This window comes from Vibrio gigantis, from assembly GCF_024347515.1.
Taxonomy (GTDB): Bacteria; Pseudomonadota; Gammaproteobacteria; order Enterobacterales; family Vibrionaceae; genus Vibrio; species Vibrio gigantis.
The window spans coordinates 538020-561413 of record NZ_AP025493.1 but is presented as its reverse complement, the minus strand read 5'-3'; the positions used below and the strand labels follow the sequence as shown (position 1 = coordinate 561413).

At 41.8% G+C, this 23394-nt stretch carries 22 protein-coding genes and 1 pseudogene; 16 read left to right on the top strand and 7 right to left on the bottom strand.

Annotation, left to right across the window (positions count from 1 at the left end):
* Window positions 1-360: 360 nt before the first annotated feature.
* From OCV56_RS18625 to OCV56_RS18610, 4 genes are all read left to right on the top strand, one after another.
* Window positions 361-1608, top strand: coding sequence for a RidA family protein (locus OCV56_RS18625; RefSeq protein WP_086712739.1), 1248 nt, complete (start codon window positions 361-363; stop codon window positions 1606-1608).
* A 223-nt stretch (window positions 1609-1831) separates the two neighbouring features.
* Window positions 1832-2188 carry a hypothetical protein gene (locus OCV56_RS18620; protein WP_086712740.1) on the top strand — a complete coding sequence of 119 codons (357 nt, stop codon included), beginning with the start codon at window positions 1832-1834 and terminating at the stop codon, window positions 2186-2188.
* 31 nt (window positions 2189-2219) lie between these two features.
* Window positions 2220-2735, top strand: a complete 516-nt coding sequence (locus OCV56_RS18615) for a GNAT family N-acetyltransferase (protein WP_086712741.1) — start codon at window positions 2220-2222, stop codon at window positions 2733-2735.
* Window positions 2736-2880: 145 nt separating this feature from the next.
* Window positions 2881-3030 carry a hypothetical protein gene (locus tag OCV56_RS18610; RefSeq protein WP_167373155.1) on the top strand — a complete coding sequence of 50 codons (150 nt, stop codon included), beginning with the start codon at window positions 2881-2883 and terminating at the stop codon, window positions 3028-3030.
* A gap of 128 nt (window positions 3031-3158) precedes the next feature.
* Here OCV56_RS18610 and OCV56_RS18605 read toward each other — a convergent pair whose 3' ends face one another.
* Entirely contained in the window at window positions 3159-3431 is a 273-nt protein-coding gene (locus tag OCV56_RS18605; RefSeq protein ID WP_086712742.1) for a hypothetical protein, read from the bottom strand.
* A gap of 254 nt (window positions 3432-3685) precedes the next feature.
* On the opposite strand from OCV56_RS18605, the gene OCV56_RS18600 reads away from it, so the two are divergent.
* The 6 genes from OCV56_RS18600 (at window position 3686) to OCV56_RS18575 (ending at window position 9803) form a co-directional block, all read left to right on the top strand.
* Window positions 3686-5095 carry a hypothetical protein gene (locus OCV56_RS18600; protein ID WP_086712743.1) on the top strand — a complete coding sequence of 470 codons (1410 nt, stop codon included), beginning with the start codon at window positions 3686-3688 and terminating at the stop codon, window positions 5093-5095.
* Window positions 5096-5113: 18 nt separating this feature from the next.
* Window positions 5114-5722, top strand: coding sequence for a penicillin-binding protein activator LpoB (lpoB, locus tag OCV56_RS18595; RefSeq protein ID WP_190960457.1), 609 nt, complete (start codon window positions 5114-5116; stop codon window positions 5720-5722).
* 98 nt (window positions 5723-5820) lie between these two features.
* Window positions 5821-7368, top strand: a complete 1548-nt coding sequence (locus tag OCV56_RS18590; protein ID WP_143691559.1) for a hypothetical protein — start codon at window positions 5821-5823, stop codon at window positions 7366-7368.
* 45 nt (window positions 7369-7413) lie between these two features.
* Window positions 7414-8550 carry a hypothetical protein gene (locus tag OCV56_RS18585; RefSeq protein ID WP_086712746.1) on the top strand — a complete coding sequence of 379 codons (1137 nt, stop codon included), beginning with the start codon at window positions 7414-7416 and terminating at the stop codon, window positions 8548-8550.
* Between the two features lie 234 nt (window positions 8551-8784).
* Window positions 8785-9249 (top strand): acyltransferase, encoded by a 465-nt coding sequence (locus OCV56_RS18580; RefSeq protein ID WP_086712747.1) that lies wholly within the window; start codon window positions 8785-8787, stop codon window positions 9247-9249.
* A 77-nt stretch (window positions 9250-9326) separates the two neighbouring features.
* Window positions 9327-9803, top strand: a complete 477-nt coding sequence (locus OCV56_RS18575) for a GNAT family N-acetyltransferase (protein WP_086712748.1) — start codon at window positions 9327-9329, stop codon at window positions 9801-9803.
* 88 nt (window positions 9804-9891) lie between these two features.
* Here the strand turns inward: OCV56_RS18575 and OCV56_RS18570 are convergent, their stop codons facing one another.
* The gene (locus OCV56_RS18570) at window positions 9892-10338 is read right to left on the bottom strand and encodes a DUF417 family protein (RefSeq protein WP_086712749.1); all 447 of its coding nucleotides are present in this window, start codon (window positions 10336-10338) and stop codon (window positions 9892-9894) included.
* Between the two features lie 282 nt (window positions 10339-10620).
* Between OCV56_RS18570 and OCV56_RS18565 the strand changes: the two genes are divergently transcribed.
* Window positions 10621-10983 (top strand): RidA family protein, encoded by a 363-nt coding sequence (locus OCV56_RS18565; protein ID WP_086712750.1) that lies wholly within the window; start codon window positions 10621-10623, stop codon window positions 10981-10983.
* Between the two features lie 144 nt (window positions 10984-11127).
* Here OCV56_RS18565 and OCV56_RS18560 read toward each other — a convergent pair whose 3' ends face one another.
* Window positions 11128-12714, bottom strand: coding sequence for a BCCT family transporter (locus OCV56_RS18560; protein ID WP_086712751.1), 1587 nt, complete (start codon window positions 12712-12714; stop codon window positions 11128-11130).
* Window positions 12715-13165: 451 nt separating this feature from the next.
* Between OCV56_RS18560 and OCV56_RS18555 the strand changes: the two genes are divergently transcribed.
* Window positions 13166-16333, top strand: a complete 3168-nt coding sequence (locus tag OCV56_RS18555) for a chitinase C-terminal domain-containing protein (protein ID WP_086712752.1) — start codon at window positions 13166-13168, stop codon at window positions 16331-16333.
* A gap of 293 nt (window positions 16334-16626) precedes the next feature.
* Window positions 16627-17976, top strand: coding sequence for a sensor domain-containing diguanylate cyclase (locus OCV56_RS18550; RefSeq protein WP_086712753.1), 1350 nt, complete (start codon window positions 16627-16629; stop codon window positions 17974-17976).
* Between the two features lie 98 nt (window positions 17977-18074).
* On the opposite strand, the gene OCV56_RS18545 is transcribed toward OCV56_RS18550, so the two are convergent.
* From OCV56_RS18545 to OCV56_RS18535, 3 genes and pseudogenes are all read right to left on the bottom strand, one after another.
* Window positions 18075-19007: an IS3 family transposase gene (locus OCV56_RS18545; protein ID WP_261901430.1), complete on the bottom strand. Its 933-nt coding sequence runs from the start codon at window positions 19005-19007 to the stop codon at window positions 18075-18077.
* Between the two features lie 101 nt (window positions 19008-19108).
* Window positions 19109-19279 (bottom strand): annotated as a pseudogene (locus OCV56_RS18540) (helix-turn-helix domain-containing protein); the annotation flags it as partial.
* 127 nt (window positions 19280-19406) lie between these two features.
* Entirely contained in the window at window positions 19407-19661 is a 255-nt protein-coding gene (locus tag OCV56_RS18535; protein WP_017068159.1) for a YgjV family protein, read from the bottom strand.
* A gap of 268 nt (window positions 19662-19929) precedes the next feature.
* Here OCV56_RS18535 and OCV56_RS18530 point away from each other — a divergent pair, with 268 nt between their 5' ends.
* The 3 genes from OCV56_RS18530 to OCV56_RS18520 all read left to right on the top strand — a co-directional run bounded on the left by OCV56_RS18530 (window position 19930) and on the right by OCV56_RS18520 (window position 22339).
* Entirely contained in the window at window positions 19930-20517 is a 588-nt protein-coding gene (locus OCV56_RS18530) for a DUF4136 domain-containing protein (protein ID WP_086714129.1), read from the top strand.
* 178 nt (window positions 20518-20695) lie between these two features.
* On the top strand, window positions 20696-21880 hold the full coding sequence (locus tag OCV56_RS18525; RefSeq protein ID WP_086714130.1) for a D-alanyl-D-alanine carboxypeptidase family protein: 1185 nt from the start codon (window positions 20696-20698) through the stop codon (window positions 21878-21880).
* Between the two features lie 165 nt (window positions 21881-22045).
* Window positions 22046-22339, top strand: a complete 294-nt coding sequence (locus OCV56_RS18520) for a YkgJ family cysteine cluster protein (protein ID WP_019821980.1) — start codon at window positions 22046-22048, stop codon at window positions 22337-22339.
* 63 nt (window positions 22340-22402) lie between these two features.
* Here OCV56_RS18520 and OCV56_RS18515 read toward each other — a convergent pair whose 3' ends face one another.
* Window positions 22403-23299: a LysR family transcriptional regulator gene (locus OCV56_RS18515; protein ID WP_086714131.1), complete on the bottom strand. Its 897-nt coding sequence runs from the start codon at window positions 23297-23299 to the stop codon at window positions 22403-22405.
* Window positions 23300-23394: the final 95 nt, after the last annotated feature.

Here is a 23394-nt window from a genome sequence, read left to right as displayed (position 1 = left end):
GATATATTAGTTGTAGTTCACTAGTTCTGATAATAAGGCTGTTTTATTGTGAACGACCTATCAAACAGCATCTAAATTTTGGAAATTAGTCATCACATTACTTGAGAGAGTATTCAGGATTATTGAATAGTTTAAAAATTAAAGAGAATTTAGCAGTTGATAAAGCCAAATGTGACGGATAATTAGTCGTGTTGTGACTAATTATTCTGTAACTTGCTGATTTCTAGTCAACTGAGAGTCTGATGGATATCACGTTCACCTTAGAAATATTCACTTAACATGGCGCTACTTTAATCATTCTTTCTAATACGATTGTTAAATATAAATACGTATGCCTATATTATTAAAAGGATAATTCCGATGAGTAGCGATATCATTAAAATTTCAAGAAATACTGAAAATGCACCAATAAACTCTGTATCTACACAAACGGTCGCTTTTTCTCATTATAATAACTTTTCAGCTCAATTACCTGTTGATCCTAAAACAGGTGAAGTCGTGATTGGCGATATTAAAGACCAAGCAGCACAATGCTTAAATAATATTAAAACCATTGTTGAAAGCATCGATCATGTTATGGATGATGTCGTGAAGATTAATGTTTTCGTTAAGAATATTTCTGATATCGATTCTATTGATGAAGTCTACAAAAGCTTCTTCCACAACAGCCTTCCTACACGTACAGTCGTGGGCGTAGCTGCGCTACCAAACAGTGACGCTTTAGTTCAAATGGATGCTCTTATTTCAAACGGTGAAGGCACTAAACCACAAGCACCTTGCGCGCTAGTTAAGGTATCAAGAAATACGGATAATGCGCCTCAAAGTACTGTATCGACGCAAACAGCGGCTTTTTCTCACTACAACAACCTTTCGGCTCAATTGCCTATCGATGTAAATACAGGTGGGTTGGTATCAGGTGGTATCACAGAACAAACGACACAATGTTTAGCAAACATTAAAACGATTTTAGAGAGCATCGGTCATGTCATGAATGATGTGGTTAAAACCACTATTTACCTTAAAAACATTAAAGATGCAGAAAAGGTAAATGAAGTTTGTGCTAAGTTCTTTCCAAGTTATGTACCAGCGCGAACGGTTGTTAATGCAGCTGAACTACCGATGGGTGCTCTAATTCAAATTGATACGTCCGTTTCACATGGCGACGGTACACCACCGCAATTACCGGAAGATACTCGCTTACTGGTTATTGAAGCTAATAATACTGTTGCTGCACCATTCATGCCTTATTCGCACACCGTTGCTTTCTCTCACTATAACCATATTTCAGGTCAACTACCTGTAGTTCCGAAAACCAATGCAGTGATCGCTGGTGGTATAAAAGAGCAAACTGAACAGTGTCTTAAGAATATTAAGGCGATCATTGAAAGTGTTGACCATAGCATGGACGATACGGTGAAAATTAATATTCAACTTAAAGATATTTCAGATATTGATGTGGTGAACGAGGTCTACACTACGTTCTTTAATGCTGAGTTACCGGCAAGAACGGTGGTGGGGGTTTCAGAGATTCCTATGAATGCACTGATTCAAATTGATGCCGTTGTTTCTAACTGCGAAGGCACACCTCCACAAGACGTTGTTGCTTAATTCACTGAATCCAATTCGATAATCTCGACCTAATGTCGGCTTTAGCTTCTGAACAAGGAGCTAGAGCCGATTCTCTGATTAACGAACCCATCTCAATACGTAGCCCTTCCATTAAGCTTCTCTCCACAAATCACTCAAAACAGGCTTCTGCCAACTTATGGTGCTTATTGATTCGAAGTGTTTTAATATGAAAAACAGACGCTTAACGTAAGAAAACCAGTTTATGCAATTTCGAGTTATTTTAATGTTGTGCCTAGCTATGATGGGGTGTTCATCCAATCAAGAGTTAGCACCCGACCCAACAACCATCACGCTATTTTATGGTGATACATCCATCTCCGCGGGTGTTTTAGAAGATAAAACATTTAATTCTGTACTCGCGGATAGGGTTGAAAGTGTTACTTTTTCAGGCTCAATACGAAAGCAAGACTCTGGCTACTTGGTCGATCTGCTCGTGATTCGAGAAACGAAAGAGCCACGCTCAACTCGACAATTAAACACTTCACTTCATATGGAAACTGGAGAATTAGTGGATGTGGGTGGCGTGAATAATGATGTCTTTAGGGTCATTCTTGAGTAGTCGTTATAAGACGATAGGTGAGGGAAAGGTTATGCAGCAGAACATTATCACAGAACGATTAATCTTAAGGCCATTTAGGTTGAGTGATAGCGAGCGCGTCGCTGACCTAGCGGGTGAGAAAGTGATTGCGGATATGACAGCTGCCATTCCTCATCCATACAAACCAAACATGGCGGTCGAATGGATTAACACGCACGAGTCTTTCTTCCATGAAGGAAAGGGCGTGATTTACGCGATAACTCTTACAGGTAACGATGAGATCATCGGTGCGGTCAGCTTTCCTAGCTTAGTCGATGGCGTTGGGATTCTTGGCTATTGGCTTGGCGTTCCGTTTTGGGGGCAAGGCATTGCGTATGAAGCTTCTTCTGCGCTAGTGGAATACAGTAAAGCTCATTTGGGACTAACAGAGTTGGAAGTGATGCACTTGTCTGAAAATAAACGCTCAGAGTCAGTTATTCGAAAGCTCGGTGTCGAGTTCGTTGAGAAACAGGTACGTAAAATTCATGGTGAAGATCGTGAGTTGTGTGTGTACCGATCTCTGCTCTAGTCTTTTTGTCTGTCGTTTACATTTCTACGCTTACAAACATTAGAAGGTTGAGCGAAATAAAGTGTTCAATTAATCTTAATTTTCGCTTTACCTCAACCTAACTTCAAGTCTTAAGCTTCTCTTACCCATTGAAAAGGAGCTTATTATGCAAAATAACTACGTAAAAGAACTCGCCGTCAAAACTTATCAAGAAGACCTTCAGATAGAGTACGTAAAATCTAAAGCTCGCCCATTTCATGCCCCTAGCTTTATCGGAGGCATACTGTTGTCAGTCGTGTTGGTTGGCTTGTTTTAAGGTCAATACGATATAAATCAGATAGCGCTAATCCACGAATGGATTCGAGCGCTATCTATTCTTTAAGCATTACTTCATTTAAGTTCTATATTTGATGAGAAATCAATCTCAATGTTAGAACGCTAATGCTATTTTACTTGTAGTACTAACCCGTTGTTAGTATCTAGCAGTGTGTAGTTTTTCTGGTTATCGCATTCAACTTGGTAGCCTTTCACATTTGAAGCTAGTTTAAAGTCAGTAATTTCTGAACATTCAACGCCACCATCTTGAATCACTTGTAGAGCTGCGATCATGTTCTGCGCATCTGTACTTACACTTGGTACTTCTACCTTAGGCAGGCCAAAAGCCATTGCGTTTAAAGATAGTGTTAAGGCTGCCGTCGTTGTCAATAGTTGTCTCATTTTTCTTATCCAAATACTGCTAATTTCCAATTAATATATATAGAATATCATTCTGCTCAAGCTTTTTTTGTGTTTAATATTCAAATATTGACTACAGTCAAAATTAATGGAATGCCGTTCTTTTATTTGTTTTCTTTTGGTATTCTATACTGTATTGTGCTGGCCGAATTGTTAGCTCACTTAATTGGATAAAAAGAGCTTCTTGATACTTGTTATGGATGGCGTTTGTATCTTCTTGAATTTAAGGTAATTAAATGAATTCGTTAAGAATTAGCTCTGTTGCTCTCGCTGTTATTGTTTCTTCTGGTTGCTCTACTCTTATGCAAAAAAGCGATTATAAGAAACTTAATGAACCTCTAGAAAAAGGTGACTTGGCAACCGCTCTTATCAATACAGAGCAACTTGCTGGTGAAATTGACCCAAAAGATGGTCAAGCTGAAGATCTTTTATGGGCATTACAAGCAGGTACTCTTAATTATGCTACTGGTAATGATCAAAGAACTATCATGTATTTTGACTCTGCTGAAAAGTCATTCCGAGATGAAAACTCTGAAGGTGCTCTTGAGAATACAGGTGAGACTACAGGAGCAGTGTTAGTTAACGATGCAGTTCTCGACTATGAGCCGACTCAATACGATATGGTATATGCCAATCACTATAAAGCGATGTCTTTCTGGCATGAAGGTGATACTTCAGTTGCGCGAGTTGAATTTAATCGTGCAGAAGAGCGCCAACGCCGAGCCGCAGAATCTTTTGCTGATGTTATTAAAGAACAGCAAGAGCTTTCGAATACGGAAGATGCAAAACAGATCAATTACAACAAGATGATGGGTGATATTGACACTCAACTGCAGTCGTCGGGGATTGATATGACTGGTGCTGAGTGGGCTCCTTATGAAGGTTATGTAAACCCTGCGGTAACTTATGCATCCTCCTTATTCTTTATGTTAGAGGGCAAATCACAATCTGATTTCAATAAAGCAATCGACGGCTTTAAACGTGTGTATGGCATCAGCAAGAATGCATCAGTAAAAGTTGATATGCAGATGGCAGAGTCGCTCGCAAAAGGCACACCAGACTCAGAAATGAAACCAACCACATGGATTATTCATGAGGATGGTTTAGCACCCCAAAAATCTGAATTTAGAATTGATTTGCCCGTGTTTCTGTTAACTGGGCAAGCTCAAGTTGCTTCTTATGCAATTCCAAAAATGGGTACTGGAACACATGCGGTTAAAGAGATCAAAGTTGATCATTTTAAAACGTCTGAAATCGCAGACGTGAGTAAGGTGATTAAATCTGAGTTTAAAGAAGAACTCCCTGCAATTAAAGCTCGTGCTGCGGCTTCAAGTATCTCAAAAGTCGTGATGCAAGCTGCAGCGGCTGAAGCTGCCAAAAACGACGATACGGGAGCTGGTGCACTACTTCAACTTGGCACCATGCTTTACACCATTGGTTCGACTAGTGCAGATATTCGTACAAATGTTCTGTTACCAAACACAGTAAATACCGTGCGCATCCCTAAAAAAGATTCTTTTGTAATGAAGGCCGGTTCGTTCGATATCCCTGTAACGACCGATCCAAACGCGAAGTACTCAATCGTTTACGTACGTACAATGAACTCTGTATTAGAACCAACTGTTTCAGTAATCAATATTCAATAATAAAAATCAGGAAATATCATGAAATTTTCAAAATATGTCACTCTAGTTGTTTTTGCTTTAGTGATGGTGGGTTGCCAAACAACGACTCAATATATCGACAGTACTGATCAGAAGACAAATATTACGGCAGGTTTATCAAACGCTGATTTTGAACAAGCTGCACAAGAGGCTATTGAAGAAATGATTGTTTCTCCATTACTAGTCCATCCCAACGCTCAAGGTGGTGGTCGTTATGTTATTGCTGTGAGTGATATTACTAATGACACAATGCAGCGTATTTCTACTGAACAGATAGCTAAGAAAATTCGTGTTGGTCTACTTCAATCAGGTAAGTTTTTAGCATCAAGTGCGATTGGTGCAAACAAAGACTCTCTAGTAACAGAGTCTCGAAAAATGCAGGAATCTTCGATTGTGAATAAGAGTACGGCAAAAGGAAACAATATTATCATGCCTGATTTTTCCTTGTCAGGAACGATCATACAGCGAGTTAACTCTTTAGATAGTGGTGACCAAAAAATTGAATACTACTTTCAATTAACATTAACAAATATTGATAACGGTTTAGCATATTTCGAGTCAGAAACGGTGATAGGTAAAGTTGCCGATGGTTCGACGGTTAGCTGGTAAGCTCTAATTAGCTAAAGGTATCCATTGGATACCTTTTTAAAATAAGTATTTGGGTAATGTTTTTACGCGCTTGCTATGAGCTGCGTGGAGTAGGTGACATGAAAAAATTATCAATATTAATTGCTTTAACAATTAGCTCTACGAGTGTTCTAGCAAATTCAAGCAATAACACGACGGCTTCAGCTAGTTCAGCAATACAGCAAGACCGACAAGTAACACAACCTCAAGACCCTGCAGACATAGCTATCCAACGAATTCAACATCGTATAGCCAACGATTGTGAGGTCGACAATTTAGGATATACATTGAATCCTAAAGAATGTGTTAATGGTCAAATTGAACTCTATGTTGCCCAAGTTAAGCAGAAAGAGCGCATTAAAGCTGCAAAGCTTGGTACAACTTATAAAAAGTCATTTGTTCATAGTGGCTCTGCGAAAGTAACGGTGGACAAAACAGATTTAAAATGGGGTGACCATCGCATTGCAGCATTTGATGAAGCAATTCAAACAGCACGTGTTAACTTTATTACTGAAATAAATGCAGACTTGTCTTCGTCTACATCAAAAAGTACTTCATACGACAACAGGACCGAGAAGAATATTGGCTTTACGGATTCTGAAAAGCGAGATTATATAGATAAAGCGGCCGTTCTTGATATAACAGCAGATGTAGCGGACGCAGTTATAGAAAATGAAACTGGCAAAAACGTTAATCTTTCAGAAAACATAGAACTTCAACCTATGACTAAAACGGTTAGAGGTAACGAGTCGACGATAGTAACAACAAAAAGTGTTGATGCTGCTGCTGAGATTTCAGGTACTTATGTAGTGCGTTCATTTGAAACAGTTAGCGTCGAAGGAGTTACTTGGGTTGGTGTCGTAATTCGTGGTTCTGAAAAGTCAAAACGTCAAATTCGATCGATCTATGAAGGTGGTTCCTCATATCTGCCTGTACCTGAAAAAGTAGGCAAGGGTATAGACCCGTATATGTGGTTTAATCAAGAATATAACAACCTCTATAAAGAAGTTGGCACCAAACTTATGTGGAATGAACGTGGTTATCCTGTACTACTTTCATTTGGTCAAGCCTCTAATCCACATGTTGAAGGTACGTTTGACTATGATATGTACGAGACAGACTTCGCTGCTGACGATGCATTAACGCAGGCTTTAGGTGGATTGACGGAAGTATTTAATTTACAAGGTGTATCCAATAAAAAGAGTACATCAGGGAAAACAAACTACAAAGAATTTACAGTAACGTTTGATGGAGATAACCAAGAAGTCAACACAGAACAAGTTACTGATATTGTGAAGAAAATTAAGTCATTTTCTGAAATGAGTTCGTCGACTAAAGGTATGCAAGGGTTGAAAGAAATTGGTACTTACGACAACGTCCACCCAATAACTAACAAAAAAATCACTGGTGTCGTTTATGCTTGGAGTCCTGAATACGCATCTGCTTCACAAGGATATAGTAAACAGCAAGGTGCCGATACATCAAAAGGTATTGGTGGTTATAATGGTGGAGGATCAATTGTTGGCCAACAACAATCGACAACTCCTGGGATTACCGATACCCGAACTAAGCCTATTCAACAATCTTTAATCATGTCACAAGATTTGATGGATGATTCTGACTTTTAATCGAATTGTCTACTTTAATACACAAGGTATATTTAGGATTTAATAATGAATAGGTTATTTTTACTATTACTGGTTATTCCATCAATGGTGACGGCTAAGTTGGTTGAAGTTGAGGCTACAGGATATGGCGTTAATATTAGTGCTGCAACTGATGATGCATTGGTTGCAGCTGTTAAACAAACCAATAATACAACGATTAATGTGAACCAAAAGTCGGTGTCGACATTACTCAAAGAGAATGGGACAACTGATCTATCTAAAGCGACAGGTAAAACATTTGATTTGGCCGCGAATGGTGTAATCAAAGAGTATAAAATCGTTTCTTCTCAATGTAATGATGACAAATGTTTAGTTAAAATTGTTGCTGTGGTTAAAGAATCAAAAGAGACTGTGATTGAAAACCTAAATCGTAAAAAAGTATCGATCAAGAAATTTAAAGGGAAATCGAGTGACAACTTCAATACCGCGCTAGAACAATCGTTTACCAAAGGTGGTGGGAAGTTTGCAGTTATAGAAAATGCTGTTGATGAACAAATGGATTACCTGATTGAAGTAACGCTTAAAAAAGCGGATACGAAGTCTTGGAAAGTTGATAGTCGAAAAACAGATCCTCTGACGAATAGGGTTTCAGGTTCAGTGATGACAAAATATTCATCAATATACGAAGTAAATTACCGAGTACTTTCCGGAGTTACTGGTCAAGTAAAATATGCTAGCTCTCAGAAGTCTACATCATCACGAAACAACCTAAGTTTGTTGGCGAAGATTACTGCAAGTAAGGTTTATGAAGATATTACGGATGCGGTTTTCCCGATGAGAATTGCTGCTGTGTCCCCTGAAGTGAATGAGATTGCTGTTCCTACAGACGGTAAGACATTTAGTGTAGGGCAAAAGTTAAAAATCACCGCGGTCGATAATACGGTCCGAGACCCATATACAAAAGAAGTAATTGGTTATCAGACAATTAAAGTTGGTGAGGCTAAAGTTTCGCGTATTGATCGTAAAGTAATGTATGCAACTATCACGTCATCAAATATAGATAGTATTCAAACTAAAATGATAGTTGAAGTCATCAAATCTAAGCGAAAAGTTGATAAGAAAGTAACACAGCCAAAGGTTAAATTTACAGAGGATAAGGCTGAATCGATAGTCGATAGTAAACATGGGGGCGTTGTGCTTTAAACCATACCATAAGTAAAGCTTGTACATATTGGGTGTCGCATCGACACCCAATATATAATCTTTTTCACTGTCGTTATTCGCCCTTCAATATTTATCATTCTCGTTTCATTTTCTAACGAACGCTTCCACTAATTTTTGATCCATTGTCAACTCTCAACATATCTATTTGATGCACTTTAATGCATACGGCACAATCGCTTAGGTTGAATTGTGACGCTAATGTCGAGAGGAAGTATGGCAAGTCCTAGAGTTTTAAAGGCGCAGATTACTGATATTACGTGTGGTGAGAATGTCACTATCATAGAGCCAAGCAACGTTTATGGCTGTGAGCTTAAAGATGATGTATTCATTGGCCCATTTGTCGAGATTCAAAAGAACTCCTTGGTAGGTGAGAGAAGCAAGATTCAGTCCCATACCTTTATCTGTGAGTATGTGACCATCGGGAGTGATTGTTTTGTTGGGCACGGTGTGATGTTCGCAAATGACTTGTTCAAAGAGGGCAAGCCAGATCCAAATCCAGACAGCTGGGGACGCACCGTTATCGCAGATAACGTTACTATTGGCTCCAATGCGACAGTATTGTCTGTCAGTATTTGCGAAGGGACAGTGATTGGAGCGGGCAGTGTGGTGACCAAAGACATCACTGAGAAAGGTATTTATGCAGGTAACCCAGCTAAGAAGTTAAGAGACTTACCTTAGTTTCGAGAAGACAAAGTTACCGTTTATGATTCATAATATATGGCATCAATAGTGATTGTTAGAACAGAGAGTTACTTATGAACATTGTGATAGTCTATAGCGGTAATCAACAGGTATACGCGAATTTGTATCAGGGGTATGCCGCCGAGTTTTCAAAGATCATTGGAGATAAACCAGACGAGTACGGCTTGTTTGAGATTTACCCAACACTTGGTGATAGCGTGACTGGTTATTTACTCTACATTGATGGTGTTCCTGCTGCATTGACAGCCATTGAAACCAAAGGGCCAAACGAGTTTGAGATTTGCGACTTCTATGTGGTGCCTTACTTTAGAAAAAATAAAGTCGGGAAGCAGTTTATCTCTGAACTATTTGAACACCTAAAAGGCAGTTGGGAGATCAAGCAAGTACAGGGCGCAGAGCATGCTGTTAAGTTTTGGAGAGAGGTTGTTAACGACTACACTTCAGGTAACTACGTGGAAGATAAATACCAGGACGAAAAATGGGGTTTGGTAACGAGACAATGCTTCAATCACGATAGTATTGCCGAGTAAAACCTTATTCATTAGAAGCTGGCAGTGTTCTTCTAGCCAGCTTCGAACTTTTTTACTTTTGGGTTTATGGTTACTTCAAAATTTACAGTTACTTCTGAGGTTTGTTACGTTCGATTACGCTAATTGCGATAGCCAAAAACAGGATGTCTTTCACTAGGAAGAAGTTAGTGACTAAAATGCCATCCGATATTTTCCAAGCATTTGGCGTTGTAATTAGGAAGCTGAGTGTCACAACAAAGATAGCCGCTGCTGCAATACCTGAATAGAAAGCAATTGTCGGTTTCTTAAATCCTACGATCAGTCCAATCGCGACAATGATCTCTGCGCCACCCACCATGTTAGACACAGCTTGTACTGAGAACAGATTGTAAAGCCAGTTCATTGCAGGATGATTGGCGATTAACGGTTCAATGAGCATCGCCTCGGTAGGCGTAAACTTGTAAATTCCAATCCAAGCGAGCACTAATGCTACGCCAATCACTCCAAGGTTATATCCCACATTGCTCTGTTTTAAATCATAGGTTTGAACATGCATAAAAGTACTCCATTTAATAAAATCTCTGAATATGACCGCAAGAGTTCAGATTAAATTTCGCGCTGCGAACAATAAACAATAGATCTATCTAGAAACTCGACAGGTAGTAAATAATTGTCTCGATATGAACCGAAAGATTAGTGGTGTTGAGAACTGAAGTATTAGGTAGGCGATCGTGCTGTTCAAAAGGAGCTACGAGTTTTCCAATTTTTGTTTTCAATATTTGCGATTTGGATTAAATTACGCTGATGTTCCCCCCTAATTATAAGAAGAGTATAACCAGTGAAAATTCATAGAATTAACCCGACCAAGCGTTGGTCAGATGTGACTGTTTTCAACGGTATCGCAAGTTTTGTGGAAGTTGCTGAAGCGGATACAACGGCAGGTATCAAAAGTCAGGTTCAGCAAATTTTTGGTCAAGCTGAAGAAATGATGAGCTTAGTAGACAGTGACAAATCTCGCGTGTTGTCGGTAACGATTTACCTAACGGATTTCGCTAACTTTGATGCACTAAATGAAGTTTGGGAAGCGTGGTTCCCTGAAGGGTGCGCGCCAAGCCGTGCATGTGTGAAAGCAGAACTTGCTAACCCTGAGCTATTGGTTGAGATGTCTTTCATGGTTGCTGCTGGTGAAAAGTTTCAATAAGCGAAGTACCGCAAGATGTAAGCACTACTAGAGATAAACGCTAATCGAATAGACAGCGAACAGATTAAACAAAGCCACTCAGGTGAGTCACTTGAGTGGCTTTTTTAAGTTTATACGCTACCTGATACTAAATCGGATCAGGCATTAAACGAGACCTTGATCTCTTGCCATCTGTTTCGCGATCTTCGGTGCGTGCCATAAGCATGGCAGCAAGATAAATGATACCGGAACCGCAGTAATCACAATAAACGACTGCAGTGCAGAAATACCACCAGAGCCCATCGAGATAAGTGAGATAGCGACCGCTCCCATGATGATACCCCAGAAGGTACGTACTGCTGCGTTTGGTTCTGTTGTGCCCGTCATTACCACACTGATGGTGTAAGTCATTGAGTCACCTGTCGTCACGATGAACGTGGTCGTCAGAATCAGGAACAGAATCGCGATCAGAGTAGGGAACGGCAGTTGCGCAGTAATTGCCAATAGGACTGCAGGAAGGTTGAAGCCTTCGAAAGCACTAGAAATCACACCTGGATTCTCTAATTCAAACGCTAAACCACTACCCCCAACAATGCTGAACCAGAAACACGTCACAAGCGGTGCAACGATACTGATAGAAACGATCATCTGGCGAATAGTACGGCCACGTGAGATACGAGCAATAAAGATTGCCATCATCGGACCATAGCCTAGGAACCAGCCCCAGAAGAATACTGTCCAGCCACCTAGCCACGCAGTATCTTGGCGGTAAAGCGCCATTGGGATGAAGTTATCAACCATTTCGCCCATGCCTTGCAGGTAACCGTCAACGATGAAGCTCGTTGGGCCAACAAGAAGGATGTAGCCGATTAGGCACACAGACAAGATGATGTTGTAACGGCTAACCAGTTGGATGCCCTTGTTCACACCACTTAATGCAGACAGCGTGTACATTGCGATAGCAAATACGATAACGACACTTTGAGTCGCAAAGCTGTCTGAAATACCAAATAGTTCGCTCAGCGCGTAACTGATTTGTAGGCCAAGGAAACCGATAGGGCCGATAGTACCCGCGGCTACAGCGACGATGCTGCATGCGTCTACTACGTTGCCAATCCAGCTGTTAATTGCTTTGTCGCCAAGTACTGGGTAAAGCAGAGTACGAGGCTTAAGAGGAAGGCCTTTGTCGTAATGCAGGTGCATTAACACGATAGAAGACAAACCGCCTAAGATTGCCCATGCAAGGAAACCCCAATGCATGAAAGATTGTGACAGGGCATTGAACGCCATCGCTTGAGGATCTGCGTTGCCATACAGTGGCGGAGCTGAAACGAAGTGAGCAATTGGCTCAGCGGCAGCCCAGAATACACCACCACCCGCTAGGAGCGTACATAGGACGATAGACATCCATTTAAAGGTGGTCATTTCAGGTAGGGCAAGCGTCCCTAAGCGAACGTGGCCTGTGCGACCTAGTGCAAGCACTAAACCGATAATGAAGTTGAGAAGTAGTAGGACTTGCCAGAAAGCACCGAACCACTTAGTTGAATAACTAAAGCCGATGTTAACAAGTTCGGACAACACGGAGGTGTTGGTGAAAGCGAGGATGACAAAGAGGGTTAAAAAACTGCCACTAAGCCAAAAGACTGGATTTCCGAGTTCCAGCTTTTCACCCAAAGATTGAGCTTTATTGAAATTGATAGAAGTAGATTCTGCGTTGATGTTTTCGTTGGCGACTTGCGTCAAGTTGGACATTATTTCTTCGCTATATTTGGCTCTTTCAAGCCTATGTATTTCTCCCACACTTGCATAGAAATGTGAGGTTCGTCAAAAAAGCCGCCGATACTAACACATTTGTTATCAAAAAGTGGGTGAATTCTAAAAAGAACATCAAATCACTTATAAATCTCTACTTTTTGGTTAGATTTAATGCGAATTTTTTTCTCAAACTTGAATCACATTTCCGATTTTTGAGACATTATTTTTTAGCTTTCCGAAATAAATCAATATTAGTTGTTGGTGCAAAATAAGTGTCGACTCATTGCATGCTACAAACAAATTAATGCGAGTCATTTTATAAATACTGAATATTTTAGGTGTTTAATTGGCGCTGTTACCTACAGTTGTTTTGCGAAGAGATTTAAGTGGTAAGGAAAGTGCCATTTAGATTAAACATCTTGAAACAACAACTTAAGGGATAGCTAACATGCACCTAAACCAAGGAAGAGTGGCCAAGAAGGTTTTTACACTCAGTACTCTCACCGCGTCATGCTTAATGGCGTTCAACAGTTATGCGGCTGTTGATTGTTCTACGTTAGAAACGTGGGACTCTGCCACGGTATACACTGGTGGTGATCAGGTTTCACATGACGGCAGCGCGTATTCAGCGAATTACTGGAATCAAAACAACAACCCGAGCCAATTTGAAGGTGATTACGCACAATGGAAGAAAGTCGATGTGTGTAGCGGCAATGGAGGCGGTGGTACACCAAATGAAGTGCCAACAGCCTCGTTAACAGCGCCAGCTGCATCAGATGTGATTGTTGAAGGTGACAATGTCGTATTAAGTGCAACCGCACTAGACGCTGATGGCAGTGTTGCTTCAGTAGAATTTTTTGTCGATGGTTCTTCAGTAGCAGTAGTAACAGCGGCACCATTTGAAGCGGCTTGGGCTGCAACGTCGGGCAACCATCAGGTTTCTGTTGTTGCAACAGACAACGAAGGTGCAGCGAGTGTAGCAAGCGCGGTTTCCGTTTCTGTTGATTCAGCACAACCAGGTAATGAAGTTCCGACGGTTTCAGTTGCACTGTCGGCGACATCTGTAGATGTTGGTAGTGTAGTCACACTGACAGCAACGGCAGCAGACAGCGATGGCACTGTCGATAAGGTTGATTTCTACGTGGCGGGTTCACTAGTGGGTACAGCAGCGGCAAGCCCTTACACGCTAGATTACACGACTACTCAAGCTGGCTCTCTAGCGGTTTACGCGAAAGCGACAGACAACCAAGGCGCAACGGCAGATTCAGCATTGGCTTCTTTGACGGTTAATGGTGCTCCAACGGTGAGCACTTGTCGTCCTGATGGTTTGTATCAAACTCAAGGTGTCAATGTACCTTATTGTACGATTTACGATGATGAAGGCCGTGAGAAAATGGGCGCGGATCACCCTCGTCGTGTGATTGGTTACTTCACAAGTTGGCGTGCAGGGGACGACCCACAAGCTGCATATTTAGTAAATGACATTCCTTGGGAACAACTCACACACATCAACTACGCTTTCGTGAGTATCGGTTCAGATGGCAAGGTGAACGTAGGTGACGTAAATGATCCAAATAACGCTGCTGTTGGTAAAGAGTGGCCGGGGGTGGAAGTTGACCCTGCATTAGGATTTAAAGGTCACTTTGGTGCACTAGCAACAGCGAAGAAAAAACACGGTGTTAAAACGTTAATCTCAATCGGTGGTTGGGCTGAAACTGGCGGCCACTTCGCGACTGACGGAAGCCGAGTTGCTGATGGTGGTTTCTACACTATGACGACCAATGCCGATGGCTCTATCAACCATCAAGGTATCGAAACATTCGCGACTTCAGCGGTTGAAATGCTTCGCAAATACCAGTTCGACGGTCTGGATATTGATTATGAATATCCAACCTCTATGGCGGGCGCAGGTAATCCATACGATAAAGACTTCATGGAACCACGTCGTCAGTACCTATGGGCTTCGTACCAAGTATTGATGAAAGTGCTGCGTGAGAAGCTTGATGTGGCGTCTGCTGAAGATGGCAATCACTACATGTTAACGATCGCGGCACCTTCTTCTGGCTACCTATTGCGCGGTATGGAAACATTTGATGTTACCAAGTACCTCGATTACGTGAATATCATGTCTTACGACCTTCACGGTGCGTGGAACGATCATGTTGGTCATAACGCTGCCTTGTTTGATACAGGTAAAGATTCAGAGTTAGCACAGTGGAACGTTTACGGCACTGCGGCTTACGGTGGTATCGGTTACTTGAACACGGATTGGGCTTACCATTACTTCCGTGGTTCTATGCCAGCAGGTCGTATTAACATCGGTGTGCCTTACTACACGCGTGGTTGGCAAGGTGTAACGGGTGGAGAAAATGGTCTTTGGGGCCGAGCTGCGCTACCAAATCAATCGGAATGTGCTGCGGGTACTGGCGAAGGCGAGAAGAACAACTGTGGCCATGGCGCAATTGGTATCGACAACATGTGGCACGATACTGATCCGAAAGGCAACGAAATGGGCGCGGGTTCCAACCCAATGTGGCACGCAAAGAACCTAGAGAACGGTATTTGGGGTTCTTATGCGGATGCTTACAAACTTGATCCTGTCAACGATCCAACGGATGTTCTAACGGGTACTTACACGCGTAACTACGACAGCGTGGCGGTTGCACCGTGGTTGTGGAATGCAGAGAAGGGCGTATTCCTTTCTACAGAAGATAAACAGTCTATCGATGTGAAAGCGGACTACGTTATTGATAAAGAAATCGGCGGCATCATGTTCTGGGAACTAGCAGGGGACTATAACTGTTATGTACTCGATGCGAGCGGCAACCGAACTTCAATTGATACAACCGAACAAGCGTGTAACAGCGGTAACGGTGAGTTCCACATGGGTAACACAATGACGAAAGCGATCTACGATAAGTTTAAGTCAGCAACCCCATATGGAAACAAAGTCGCGACAGGTGCTATCCCAACAGAAGCGCTAGATATCGCGGTATCGGTTGGTGGCTTCAAAGTCGGTGATCAAAACTACCCAATCAACCCTAAGCTCACGTTCACGAACAACACGGGGCAAGCACTGCCTGGTGGAACTGAGTTCCAATTTGATATCCCAGTATCAGCACCTGATAACGCGAAAGATCAATCGGGTGGCGGTTTGTCTGTGATTGCTTCGGGTCATACTCGTGCTGATAACATCGGTGGGCTAGACGGTACTATGCACCGCGTAGCGTTTACTTTACCTACATGGGAAGAGCTTCCTGCTGGTGGTGTGTATGAGCTAGATATGGTGTATTACTTGCCAATCTCGGGCCCTGCGAACTATGCGGTCAACGTAGGTGGTGTTGATTACGCGTTTAGCTTTGAACAGCCGGATCTACCACTGGGTGATATCAGCTCAGGTGGCGGTAACCCTGGCGATGGCGGCACAAACCCTGGTACGTGTGATACTGCAGGTTTAACTGTTTACCCTGATTTACCTCAGAAAGATTGGGCGGGTAATCCAAGCCATGCAAACACAGGCGATCAAGTGGTTCACAACGGTAGTATTTACAAAGCAAACTGGTGGACAAGTTCTGAACCGGGTAGCGATGGCAGCTGGACTCAAGTTTGTTCTTAATTTAATGCTAAGCAATCGATTGATAGACAAAAATCGCATAGTGGGTAATAAATACGAATGCTTTTAAGTCTATTTATCAGAGCCTTAGTGTGAATTAGGTAATCAATTTAAACGTTAAATCAAAACGCCGAACTGAATTCAGTTCGGCGTTTTTGTTATAAGTCACAGATTAAGTATAGAAACCCTTTCAAATATAGACATTCGTTCAGTAAAAAATATAAACATGATATAAAACAGTCTGTATATAAGAGAAGTTACAGCGTTACCTGAAATTATAAATCTATGGGGTAATCTTGAAAGTCAGACGTAAATACATTCTTAATTTCTCCATTGCGCTCGCCGTCGTGTCGATGATTCTTTCCGCTGTTCAATTCAATCGAACTGAGAAGTCATTATTAGAATCTAATGAACTATTTTTTGAAACGATTGTGAACGCAAGCTACGATATTGTCGACACCACAGTTAATGAGGCGATAAAGACCTATCTTAAGGGAATTACGGATACTGTTGCGTCTCATGTGTGGTATGCCACACCAGAACAAGAAATTGAACAGGTAAGCCAAATTGCCAGTGAATTACACATTGGACAATCGGGTTATATCTATTTGATGTCACCACAAGGCGTCCACCTCTATCATCCATTCTTGCAAGGTAAGAAGCGCGGGCATCTCAATCATATCCAAAAACAGCTCAGTATTGACTCTGGTATGAGCGAATACTTTCACGCCAATCCTCATGAGATAAGCCGCAGAGCCAAAGTCGCTTATTCGATGACACTACCGAGTGGCAATACTTTGGTTGCAACGACCTATAAAGAAGAATTGATGTATTTGGTCGACCTTGAAGGTCTAAAGGACAAGCTGAGAAAGTACGCGTTTGGTGATAGCGGATATGTGTACATTGTTGATCTGCAGGGCAACTTAGTGCTTCATCCGGATTTTGAACACAAGCCATTGAAATCACTAATAGGGTACTCGTCTGAACTCCTTATTGATCGAATCGCCACCAAACCAGAAGGTCATTTCAGTTACTCGATTTCCAGTGATAGCGGTACGACCAACAAAAATATTTTCTATAAGTTTTACCCTTATCTGAACTGGGTGATTTCAGCAGGCATCTTAGAGCAAGAGCTTAATCGAAATCACAGCCTGTTGTTTATTAGTTTGCTGAGCATCATTGTCGTGTTGGTGCTTTACTTGCGGCATCGTCACCTCAAAATCTTAGATGTCGCGAGCCTTGATTACCTTACAGGGCTTCCTAGCAGACGGAGTTTTATTGAGCAGTTAAAACTGAAAATTACTCAAAGTTCACCTTATCCGATAACGAATGTCGGTGTCATCTTGCTTGATATTGACCATTTCAAACGGGTGAACGATCAATATGGTCACGCTCAAGGCGATCTAGTTATCTGTGATGAACGTGAGCTATTTGAATTGTCTGAAGCATTAAGACTACGTATTGAGCAACTTCAAGGCTTGGTGTCGCCAGTGACAATCAGCGCTGGTTGTTGTCATACTCAAGCACTGACTGATATTGAAACCGCTATCGATAAAGCCGACAAAGCGCTTTATCAAGCAAAGAACAGTGGGCGTAATAACACTCAAGCATACCGAGAGAGCGAATATCGCGCTGCTTACATGTGATTGCTTAAAAGAATCGATACTCGTAAAGATTGGATGCACACAAATCATGCTCTTGAAAACGACTTGACCCGTCCTGATATGGGTTGACACTTGATTGACTAAAACGCTCGATGTATTTCATCGGGCGTTTTGTATTTTAGAGCTGTGTGAGGCCTATATTCATTATAGATTTTTACTGATTCAGCGACCATTTTCTTTGCTTCATCTAAATCATTAGGCTTATTCAACAGATACTCCATCTTCAGTATTCCGTTGATCCTCTCTGCCAACGCATTCTGATAACAGTCATAGCCATCAGTCATTGAGCAAGATACACCATACTGTCGATGCAACTCTTGGTATTCAACAGAGCAGTACTGAACACCTCGATCTGAGTGATGGACAAGCTCACCTGTATTCTTCCGCTCTTTCAACACGTTTAAAAAGGCCTGCTTGACCGTGCGAGCTTTCATATCATCACTTATGTGATAGCCCACGATTTTTCTTGAGTAAGCGTCCGTCACTAAACTGAGATAAGTACTACCACGCCGCGTTGCTAGGTAAGTAATATCGGCAACCCATAATTGCTCTGGCCCTTCCGGTATTAAGCCTTCTTTGATTCGATTTGGATGGCAGTAAAAGCGATGATTACTGTTTGTGGTTCGATGGTAAGCCCTTCGATTCTGTACTAATAATCGATTCATTCTCAGCAGAGAGAATAAGCGGTCTCGCCCGATTTCAATATCGTTCTGAGCAAGTAAATACTTGATCTTACGAGTTCCTATTCGAGGGTGCATCATCCTTTGCTCCTTCACAAAACCGAGTACGGATTCATCTTTCTTTGTCTGATGAATTTCTGCAACACAGCGCTTGTAGAAAGCTTGTCGTGTAATACCTATGAAGTGACAAGCTTTAGTGACGGTCAACTTTCTGACCGTTTTTTCCTTAATAACTCGGCCTTGCGCTTCTTTGAAATTCGGACTCCGAAATCTCGATCCATGACTTTTACAACCGCTTCGAAGAACTCCGCTTTGAGCTGAGTTTCTTCTAATTGCTGCTCGAGTTCTTTGATTCGTTGCTCTGGGGTTTGAGTTGAGGAAGAGTTTGACATAGTCGCTCCTAACGCTCTCGATTGTTCTATTCCTTTAGACTAATCTAGTTGACCATGTTTGCGAAGCCAAACTAAAACGGTAGAGCGACCTTGGATCCCATAACGTTCTTGAGCTTGCTTATAAGTCATTTCGCCTTTTTCGACTTGGCTTACGACTGCCAATTTAAAGGCAAGAGAATAATCTCGTTGAGTACGTCTACTTGTTGTTTTCATGACACTCTCCAATTTCATGTTGGAAAGGTGTCAACCATATTTAGGACGGTACAACTGACACAAAAAAGCCCAAATAGATCGCTCTATTTGGGCTTTTTCAGAATTATTTGAAATGCTAATCGCTAATTTAAGCTTTCGCTGCTTTCATCGCTTCCGTTTTTTTTTCCTTTTGCATTTTTGCAAGGAAGTAGATGTTTACACAAGCGATAAAGCCGTTGGTGGCTGCAACTGGCCATGCATCAATCATGATTCCGTATGCTGTGAAGAGTGCACAGCCAATAAAGTTAAGGACACGCAGACGAACGATATCTTTCATTGTTAATGAAATTGCGACCATAATAGACGCAGCGTAACCTAAAATTTCAACCATATTGAATTCCATTGTTTGACCCTCTTAAATTTGCCGATACTTTGTCGGTACCAATTCTTCTCTTCATGAGATGATTGAGGAAGCTCCGTGCCTCGAATGGTCTGGTTTTGTTTAACGGGGTGAACTATACCAACTCTGTTTTTGTGATTAAACCCCCAAAACGGACAGAAGTGAAGGTTAGCGATTACGCAAACGTTTAATGACCTTTCTATTAACATAATTACTATTTATGTTGGAGGGTAAATTGATAGTTATTCTTATATACGTAAGGAAGCCGCGAATGATAAAACGATCCATTTGTGCAACAAAAAGCATAAGAAAAGTAGCGCTGTTGGCTTTAATCGCTGTTGGGCTAACTGCGTGCACCACGCAAGAAATACAACCTACTCATAATTATGGTGTGGTCACTAGCGGTGATTTTGATTTCATGAAATACGGAGTGATGACGTATTCATGGCATCCTGAGTCAGAAAAGGTTTATCTTTCTCAAAAGTACGATGAAACCGTGATCACCGATTCAGTACGTGATTCGATTCAACAGCAGCTCTCAAGTAAAGGTTATCAGTTGAAACAGAATGGTGTTGGCGATGTTGTCGTAGGCTTTGGATTAGCGGAAGAATCGGAACTGAACGATGAATCTATCTTCGATGCGATTAAACTGTCTACTGGTGTGCCATTTTACGATGGTGAAGGCAAAGTAGCGGAGAAAGGTTCGCTATACATTGCTTTTTTCGTTCCTAACTCTCAAGTCGTACAATGGCAAGCATTAGCACAGTCTGGTATCCAACCTGATTTAGAGCCGAACGAGAGCAAACAGCGCATTACTGGCTTTGTTGAAATGTTATTTAGACGCATGCCAGAACGGTAGAGTTAGGTATTGAACGTATTTGTTGGATCAATATTAGTTGTTGAAAATATGGTCAGATCGCAGATTATACTTTTTTATTTGTAACGAATGGTACAAATACGTAAAGCAACGTAAAGTTCGCGCTTCTTTTGCTAGCATTTGTCTATACTGCACAAAACGTTAACTTAGGTTTGATTCAATGAAACTCTTCTCCAAATACTCTCTCCCTCTATTAAGTATATTCATTGTAAGTAACGCAGCGATGGTAAGTAATGCAGCGGTCGCAGCACCTTCTATAGTACCAAGCCCACCTAGCCTAGGCGCAAAAGGGTATGTGTTAATTGATTTTAATTCTGGTGATGTGCTGGTCGAAAAAAATGCACACACTAAGTTAAATCCAGCGAGTTTGACCAAACTGATGACCAGCTATGTGGCTGGACAAGAGATGAAGCGAGGCAATATCTCTGCTGACGATCAGGTACGAATCAGCGAAAATGCGTGGGCTAAGAATTTCCCTGACTCTTCAAAAATGTTTATAGAAGTAAACACTGATGTAGCTATGATGGATCTTTACCGTGGCTTGATTATTCAATCGGGTAACGATGCGAGTGTTGCGATTGCGGAACATGTTGCAGGCTCACAAGATGCATTTGTGGATTTAATGAACTCTTGGGCTGCATCTCTTAAACTAGAAAACACCCATTTTGCCAATGCACATGGCTTAGACGCTGACGATCTCTATTCGACTCCTTACGATATCGCGCTGCTCGGTCGAGCCATAATTCGTGACTTACCAGATGTGTATGGCTTATACAGCGAACGTTCTTTTAGTTATAACGGCATCACACAACACAACCGTAATGGCTTGCTACGTGATAGAAGCTTGACCGTTGATGGCATGAAAACGGGCTACACCTCTGGTGCAGGCTATAGTTTGGCGAGCTCAGCGACACAAGGTGAGATGAGGCTTATCGCGGTTGTGATGGGCGCATCAAGTGTTAAGAGCCGTGAATCAGACAGCAAACAGCTATTGAGTTATGGTTTCCGCTTCTTCGACACACTAAACCCGCACCAAGGCGGCGATCAAGTTGCTGAAGAGAAGGTATGGTTTGGTGAGCAAGACACATTGAAGCTAGGTGTGGCAGAAGACACGTTTATTACGCTGCCTAAGTCAGACAGCAAAAAGTTGACTGCATCTATCGAGCTTAACTCTGAACTGAAAGCACCGATTGCTGAAGGGCAAACTTTAGGTGTGGTTCACTACACAGTCGATGGCGAAGATGTTCAAACCCAACCTTTGATTGCGCTTGAAGCAGTCGAGCAGGGTGGTTTGTTCAAGCGTTTAATGGATTACGTTAAGTTGTTCTTCGCGAGTCTATTCTAGATAGCGCTTCTAGTTAATTAAACGAAAAATCTAACGGGCGTTGTGAGTCAATCACAACGCCCGTTTCTATTCTTGCCTGTATGAAAACAGTATTGCCAGCTTTCTTTATTAGCCGTAGCGAGCGGTTTCGATTACTATACGCAAAATTTAGCAGTGTAGTCACTTATGACCATAGAGATAAAGAACATCACCGAACCTGAAGTAACTTGTGCCAATTGTCAGGCGTGCTGTTGTCGTTTAGAGGTTATGATCATCACAGATACGGGCGTACCTGAAGAGCATATCGCTTACGATGAGTGGGGCGGTGAAACCATGAAACGTCTAGATGATGGTTGGTGCTCAGCGGTAGATAGGGAAACACTAATGTGTACTATCTACGAAAACCGACCATGGATTTGCCGTGAGTTCGAAATGGGCTCTTTCGAATGCGTTGACCAGCGTAAGGATGTAATGGGTTAAGACTTTATCTTAGCTATCGATATCGATATCGATGTCAGTTGAGCTCTAGCTGTTCTTAGAGCTTTAACTATTTCTTGAACTCAGATACTCCGCAAGAAAATCGATAAACACTCGGATTCTTTGGGGCAAATAGTCGCTCGCATGATACACCGCGTACATTGGTAGCTGTTCATTACTCCAATCTGCCAATAACCGAGTTAATTCTCCTTTCTCTACAAACTCCTTACCCATCCAACCCGGCAAAGCAACAATACCTAAACCTTGATGAGCCATCTTAAGCAACATTTCTGGGCTGTCTGAAGTGAATATTTGATTTACTTTGATATTGCTGGCTTTGTGGCTCTGGTCGGTAAAGTGCCATTCATTCGTAGGCGTCATCAGTGAGTAGGTTAAGCATTGGTGTTTGATCAGCTCTTGTGGTTGGTGCGGAACTCCGTGTTTCCTGAGGTATTCAGGTGACGCGAAGTAGTGAACTTTATTATTAAACAACAAGCGTGCTTTTAGCCCTGAGTCTTTCAGCTGTGATGCGCGGATGGCGACGTCAATATTGTGCTTATTGAGGTTAACTATGTGGTCGTCAACGCTGAGATTAATACGTATCCGCGGGTGTTGTTCAATGAATGCTTGAAGCGGTTCAGTGAGTAACATGGTCGAAAAGGCGCTTGGAGCGGATATTTTTAATTCACCTTCTACAGACTCGGTTTCTCGCTTGAGCTGACTTTCTATTGCGGACATCTCTTCTAAGAAGCGGGAACAATAAGTGAGGTACTCTTTACCCGCTTGGGTTAGGGATATTTTACGACTGTTTCGCTGGAACAACGTCATTCCCAAATCACTTTCTAACCACGCAATCTTTTTACTGATGGCACTTTGTGTCATGTCCAACTTGTTGGCCGTTGCGGTGAAGCTATTCAGTTGCGCGGTTTCCACAAAGATGCGAATGCATTCGATCTTGTCCATCTTACTCGCCTTTCGTTTATCTATTCCATTTAGGAATCTTAACTATCCTAAATCTAGCATTTATCACCTCAATTATGAATGCTTAAATAGCATCG

Bases quoted from the DNA above. Each gene is read 5' to 3' on its own strand.
- OCV56_RS18625 (WP_086712739.1), top strand. From the start codon at position 361: ATGAGTAGCGATATCATTAAAATTTCAAGAAATACTGAAAATGCACCA.
- OCV56_RS18620 (WP_086712740.1), top strand. From the start codon at position 1,832: ATGCAATTTCGAGTTATTTTAATGTTGTGCCTAGCTATGATGGGGTGT.
- OCV56_RS18615 (WP_086712741.1), top strand. From the start codon at position 2,220: ATGCAGCAGAACATTATCACAGAACGATTAATCTTAAGGCCATTTAGG.
- OCV56_RS18610 (WP_167373155.1), top strand. From the start codon at position 2,881: ATGCAAAATAACTACGTAAAAGAACTCGCCGTCAAAACTTATCAAGAA.
- OCV56_RS18605 (WP_086712742.1), bottom strand. From the start codon at position 3,431: ATGAGACAACTATTGACAACGACGGCAGCCTTAACACTATCTTTAAAC.
- OCV56_RS18600 (WP_086712743.1), top strand. From the start codon at position 3,686: ATGAATTCGTTAAGAATTAGCTCTGTTGCTCTCGCTGTTATTGTTTCT.
- lpoB (WP_190960457.1), top strand. From the start codon at position 5,114: ATGAAATTTTCAAAATATGTCACTCTAGTTGTTTTTGCTTTAGTGATG.
- OCV56_RS18590 (WP_143691559.1), top strand. From the start codon at position 5,821: ATGAAAAAATTATCAATATTAATTGCTTTAACAATTAGCTCTACGAGT.
- OCV56_RS18585 (WP_086712746.1), top strand. From the start codon at position 7,414: ATGAATAGGTTATTTTTACTATTACTGGTTATTCCATCAATGGTGACG.
- OCV56_RS18580 (WP_086712747.1), top strand. From the start codon at position 8,785: ATGGCAAGTCCTAGAGTTTTAAAGGCGCAGATTACTGATATTACGTGT.
- OCV56_RS18575 (WP_086712748.1), top strand. From the start codon at position 9,327: ATGAACATTGTGATAGTCTATAGCGGTAATCAACAGGTATACGCGAAT.
- OCV56_RS18570 (WP_086712749.1), bottom strand. From the start codon at position 10,338: ATGCATGTTCAAACCTATGATTTAAAACAGAGCAATGTGGGATATAAC.
- OCV56_RS18560 (WP_086712751.1), bottom strand. From the start codon at position 12,714: ATGTCCAACTTGACGCAAGTCGCCAACGAAAACATCAACGCAGAATCT.
- OCV56_RS18555 (WP_086712752.1), top strand. From the start codon at position 13,166: ATGCACCTAAACCAAGGAAGAGTGGCCAAGAAGGTTTTTACACTCAGT.
- OCV56_RS18535 (WP_017068159.1), bottom strand. From the start codon at position 19,661: ATGGAATTCAATATGGTTGAAATTTTAGGTTACGCTGCGTCTATTATG.
- OCV56_RS18530 (WP_086714129.1), top strand. From the start codon at position 19,930: ATGATAAAACGATCCATTTGTGCAACAAAAAGCATAAGAAAAGTAGCG.
- OCV56_RS18525 (WP_086714130.1), top strand. From the start codon at position 20,696: ATGAAACTCTTCTCCAAATACTCTCTCCCTCTATTAAGTATATTCATT.
- OCV56_RS18520 (WP_019821980.1), top strand. From the start codon at position 22,046: ATGACCATAGAGATAAAGAACATCACCGAACCTGAAGTAACTTGTGCC.
- OCV56_RS18515 (WP_086714131.1), bottom strand. From the start codon at position 23,299: ATGGACAAGATCGAATGCATTCGCATCTTTGTGGAAACCGCGCAACTG.